Source organism: Sphingomonas sp. EU05-FHT14C10, from assembly GCF_058790595.1.
Genome location: NZ_JBYTEN010000041.1, coordinates 1 through 5,274, shown reverse-complemented (window position 1 = coordinate 5,274; position 5,274 = coordinate 1). Strand labels below are relative to the sequence as shown.

Sequence of the window (5,274 nt, the reverse complement as noted above, 5' to 3'; positions counted from 1 at the left end):
GCCGCGTTCCTTCACATTATCGCGACCTCGTGATAATCGATCTTATGCGCAGCTGCGCATAAGATCTGGAAGGCGCCCGCATAGGCGTCGTAAATCCGCACCTGCTCGGGCGTGAGCTGGTGTTCGAGCACTTCATATTCGACGCCGTCGAACGACAGCGAGCGCGCCGCATAGAGGCCGAGCGCCTTCAAGTCGCGGGCGAGCACTTCCATCGCGGCGACGCCGCCGTCCTCGATCGCCGTCACGAATTCCTGGCGCGTGGCGAACGGAAAATCCTCGCCGCCCCACAGCCCCAGGCGCTGGGCATAAGCGAGGTTCTGGACCGTGGTGGCGCCGGTCGCCGACACATAGACGATCCGGGCGTTGGGCAGCGCGTGCTGGAGCCGCAAACCCGCGCGGCCCTGCTGCGACGGCGCCTGGTCGCCGCGCTCGCCCTTGCCGCCGGCGGCATTGGCCATCGCATGCGCCTCGTCGAACACGATCACCCCGTCGAAATCCGCGCCGAGCCAGTCGACGATCTGCCGGACGCGGCTGGCCTTCTCGCCGCGCTCCTGCGAGCGGAGCGTCGCATAGGTGGTGAAGAGCACGCCTTCGCTTAAGCGGATCGGCACGCCCTGCCGGAAGCGCGACAGTGGCGTGACGAGCAGCCGCTCCCGCCCGAGCGCCGACCAGTCACGCTGGGCATCTTCCAGCAGCTTGTCCGATTTGCTGATCCAGACCGCGCGCCTGCGGCCTTTCAGCCAATTGTCGAGGAGGATGCCCGCCACCTGCCGGCCCTTGCCCGCCCCGGTGCCGTCGCCCAGAAACCAGCCGCGGCGGAAGCGTACCGCGTCTGCGGCGTCCTCGGGCGCGGCCATCACCACGTCCCAGGTCGCATCGACGCGCCAGGCGCCGGACAGCAGGCCGCCATGCGCCTCGCCGGCATAGATGATCGATTCGAGCTGCGCGTCCGACAGGGTGCCATGCTCGACGAGCGCGGGCGGAAGGTGCGGCCGGTAGCCCGGCCGGGGCGGCGCAACCGACGCCATCGCCGCCGACTGGACGAGCGGGGTCGGGTGCGGCCGCGCGCCCGGGATATGCAGCGACTGTAGCGCATAGGGCTCGTAGAGGCCTTCGGTCAGGCGCTCGGGCGCGGGTGCCCAGTCGAGCGCTTCATAGCCGAGTTCGACACTATCCGGGGTTTCGCGGGCCGGGGGTATGACCATCGGTTCGCAGCGACCGGAAGGCAGGCGGGCGGCGCGCAGCGATGCGAGTCCGGCGCCGGATGCCGTTTGCACACACGGCATCGCGACCGACTCCGGATCGCGCGGGGGTAGTTGCCCGAGCACCCAGGTCAGCAAGGTGGCGGTGTCGGGCGCCGTGCCCGGAGATGCCGGAAACCGATGCGGATCGGGAGCGGGCACCTTGTCGATGACCGTCAGCCGCGTTTCCGTCGTCGTGCCGTGGCGGGCGTAAGCGCTGCCGTCGATGGCCGCTGAGAAGAGGATGCGGCCATGCTCCTGGAGCCGGGCGAAGGCGTCGGCCCATGCCGGCACATGAGGCGAGCATCCCGCGCCGGTGATCGCGACCAGTCGCCCACCGGGCTCGAGCCGGGCGAGCGCCGAGGCGATGTGCCGCATCGCCGCGTCGCGCATCGTGCGCGCCACGTTCGGCACCGCGGAGAAGGGCGGGTTCATCAGCACGACGGTCGGGCGGATTGCCGGCGGCAAATGATCGTGGAGCTGCGCCGCGTCATGGCGCGTGACCGCCGTGCCGGCGAACAGCTCCGCGAGCAGGGCAGAACGGACCTCGCCGAGTTCGTTGAGCGCGAGCCGGGCGCCCGCAAGCTCGGCATGGATGGCGAGCAGCCCGGTGCCCGCCGAGGGTTCCAGGACCAGATCGCCTGGACGGATCGCGGCGACCGCAGCGACGACGAACCCGAGCCCGGCCGGCGTGCTGAACTGTTGCAGCGCCTGGCTCGTCTCGGATCGGCGGGTATGACTGGGAAGAAGCCGCGCGAGCGCCTCGAATCTGGCAAGCGCGGTGTGTGGCGATGCGGACTTGCGGAGAATCGTTTTCCCGTATCTGCGCAGGAACAGGATCAGCGCGACCTCGCCGGCGTCATAGGCGGTTTTCCAGTCCCACAGGCCGGCCGCGTCCGAGCCACCGAAAGCGTCCTCCATGGCTGCGCGAAGCGCTCCAGCGGTGACAGGGCCACCCTGTTCGAGCTCGGGAAGGAGGGCGCGCGCGGCGGCGGCGATGCGGGCGGAAGCGGGCGCGGCAGGGTCCGGCACCGCGGAGCGGGCCGTCGAAACGGGATTGTCCAAGGAAAGTCTCCGGGAGAGCGCGGAACGGAGCAAGCGGCCGGACGCTCTCTCACCCGGGCACGCTCGCTCCGTCCCGGCCAAGCTCTCGCTCTCGCGCCGCCGCACCGCTCAGGTCGGCGGGCGATATGCCGCGTAGGGATCCCCCGGGCGCGAGATGTCCGAAGGGGGTCATCACATAGTCGTCGCCATCGCGGCCGACCGCGCACAGGACGTAGCGCGGCTCGCCGGTCGCAGCGTCGGCGCATTCGAGCAGCGCGAGCGCGCCGTCGGCAGCGGCGCGCAGCAGGGTGTCGAAGTTAGCGCGCGAAATCGGGGATGCTTATGGGAATGGGCTCCACAAGAAGAGAGGCCCCGCACGAATGCCGGGCCTCCCGGAGGTGCCGGCGGACGAACGCATGGCCCGTCCGCCGGTGCGGTGTCATTCGGCGGCGATCGCGTATTCCTCGCCCTCGTGACCCTCGGCGCCTTCCTCGCTTTCGAGGAATGCCGGGATTTCGGCATCGACCGCGTCCGCCGGTCCCGTCTCGAGCGACGGCGTGCGCAGCGGCTCGGCAAGCCAGCCCGCATCGGCGAGAAGCCGCTCGGCCTCGCGCGCCATGTCGCCCTTCTTGAGATGGTCGATCAGGCCCGCGGTCTCGCTTCCCCTCGCTTCGGTCACCGCTTCGAGGATGCGCGGCTTGGTCACCCGACCGAGATAATTGTCGACGGTCGGCTTCCAGCCGGCGGCGACCAGGTCGAGCCCGACCGCCCGCGCCAGCACATCGCTGTGCGCAATCCGGCGCTGGACGGTGTGCGCGGAGACGCGGCCATTGTCGTAGCGCGGCGCCGGTTCCCAGACGGCGTTGACCGCGAACGATGCGCAATGTGCGAACAGGGCCGCCTGCTCCTCGCCGTCCAGCGCGATCAGCGCAGACCACAGATCGGCATCGGCCTTGGGCAGGCGCGCCTTCCATGCGTCATGCCGCGCAGCGATCGACCGGGCGGACGGGCTGTCGCGCAGGCCCGGCGCCTGGTCGGGGAAGCTGGCGCGGCTGACGGCGATGCCGAGGCAGGATTCCCGGCTCGCGAAATAGAAGGTCGACAGCGCCATGGCGTGGAGCACCGCCGCGAACGCCGTGGCGGGATTGCCCGCAATGGCATCCTGCAACGCGACCGTGCGATGCGCGGTCAACTCGCCCACCAGCCGGTCGGGCAGCGGCTTGACGACATCGCCTTCATCATCGTCGTCCGAGCCCGCGCCGATGACGATCGCGCCGCCGGCCGCGGGGCTGGCGCGCTCTAGCTCGGGATCGGCGACCGAACCGTCCGGCTCCTCGCCGCCGCCGGGCTCGACGGCAGGCTCGTCCTCGGGCCGGACGAACCCGCGCTCGATATAGAGCGCGCCGTCATGGTCGAGGCTGACGAACACGCCCGCCCGCGCCATCTCTTCGGGCTCGTAGAGCGTCGGCCGCTCGAGCAGGCGCGCAAGTTCCTCGTCGATCGCCTCGACGCGCGCTTCGACCGCATCGGGAATCTCGGCGGCGTTTTCATATTCGGCCTCGATGGCATTGCCCTCGGCCTTCAGCGCATCGATCCGCGCCTGTTCGTCCTCGCCGATCGGTGCCTCGACACCATCGAGCTCGCGCATCCCGTCGGTGCTGCCGTAGGGAAAGTCGATCGCGACCGCGACCCATTTCCACCCCTCGGCGCCGATCCGCTCGCCTTCGGCGCCCAGCTTCTCGATCACGAGCTGGTCGAGCAGCCCGACATCCTGAAGCCAGCCGCCGCCATCCTCCTCGAACAGATCGCGCAGGACGGCGCCGCCCGCCGCGACATAGGCATCGATGCCGATGAAGCGCGCACGGCGGTCGGTGGCACGGACCGTCGCTTCGGTCAGCCGGCTGCGGATGAAGGCGGGGCTCTTGTTCCAGCTCTGGGTGACCAGCTCCCAGACCTGTTCCTGGCGGGCATGGTCTTCGCTGACCGAAAAGGCCATCAACTGGTCGAGCGCCATCCCGTCCTCGGCATAGATTTCATGGAGCCTGGGCGAGACCGAGGCGAGCCGCAGCCGCTGCCGGACGACCGCGGGCGTGGTCATGAAATGCGCGGCGACCGCATCGATGTCCGAGCCTTGGTCGACCAGCGCCTGCATCGCGCGGAACTGGTCGAGCGGATGGAGCTGGAGGCGATGGGTATTCTCCGCCAGCGAATCCTCCTCCGCGGTCGGCGCGTCGTCGCCAGTTGGCGTGCGGACGATGCAGGGGATCGGGGCATCCTTGGCGAGACGCTTCTGCGCGACCAGCATCTCCAGCGCGCGGAAACGCCGCCCGCCGGCGGGCACTTCGAACATGCCGGTTTCCTGACCGGCTTCGTCGCGCAGCGGCCGGACGTTGAGGCTCTGCAGGAGCGTGCGCCGGACGATATCCTCGGCGAGCTCGCCGATCGAGACGCCGCATTTCACGCGGCGCACGTTCGACTGGCTCAGCACGAGCTTGTCGAACGGGATGTCCCGCGACGGGCTCAGCACGAGCTTGAGGGAAGGTTTCTTGGCCATGGTCAGTCTCCATGACGGGCCGCCGGGAGACTCTCTCTCGGCGCTCGAGCCCGTCACGAAGCCGAAGGCTCCCCTCTTGCTCTGCCGGCCGGCGCCGGAAGGCGCGACCGAAGATCCCGGCAGCGCCCTCGGTCGCCTTCACGCGGCCAGGCGCGCGCCGGCCGCACTATCCGCCTCGCCCGGCCCGGCATCCCGCAATGCGAGGAGGAAGTCCGATGCCCTGGACGCGGCGCTGGCGGCGCGGACGATGGCGCGGCTGTCCTCGCGCATGATCTCGAGCCAGGAACCCAGATAGTCGGCGTGGCGCACGGTCGGCGCGATGCCGAGCGAGGCGCAGACGAACGCGCCGGCCATCTCCGCGACATATCCTGACAGTCCAGCCCCAATCCGGGGTTCGAGGAAGAAAACCATCGGCTGCCTCCAGCACTGCCCAAA

3 protein-coding genes and 1 pseudogene are annotated in these 5,274 nt (G+C 69.9%); all 4 read right to left on the bottom strand.

Going from position 1 to position 5,274, the window contains the following annotated elements; genetic code table 11:
* Positions 1-59 precede the first annotated feature (59 nt).
* A pseudogene (locus AC3WT0_RS19740) lies at positions 60-2,273 on the bottom strand (strawberry notch-like NTP hydrolase domain-containing protein); the annotation flags it as partial.
* An 82-nt stretch (positions 2,274-2,355) separates the two neighbouring features.
* Positions 2,356-2,559, bottom strand: coding sequence for a DUF6117 family protein (locus AC3WT0_RS19735; protein WP_492755115.1), 204 nt, complete (start codon positions 2,557-2,559; stop codon positions 2,356-2,358).
* A gap of 165 nt (positions 2,560-2,724) precedes the next feature.
* Positions 2,725-4,839 carry a ParB N-terminal domain-containing protein gene (locus tag AC3WT0_RS19730; RefSeq protein ID WP_492755114.1) on the bottom strand — a complete coding sequence of 705 codons (2,115 nt, stop codon included), beginning with the start codon at positions 4,837-4,839 and terminating at the stop codon, positions 2,725-2,727.
* A gap of 138 nt (positions 4,840-4,977) precedes the next feature.
* On the bottom strand, positions 4,978-5,274 hold a 297-nt coding region (locus AC3WT0_RS19725; protein ID WP_492755113.1), incomplete at its 5' end, for a zincin-like metallopeptidase domain-containing protein.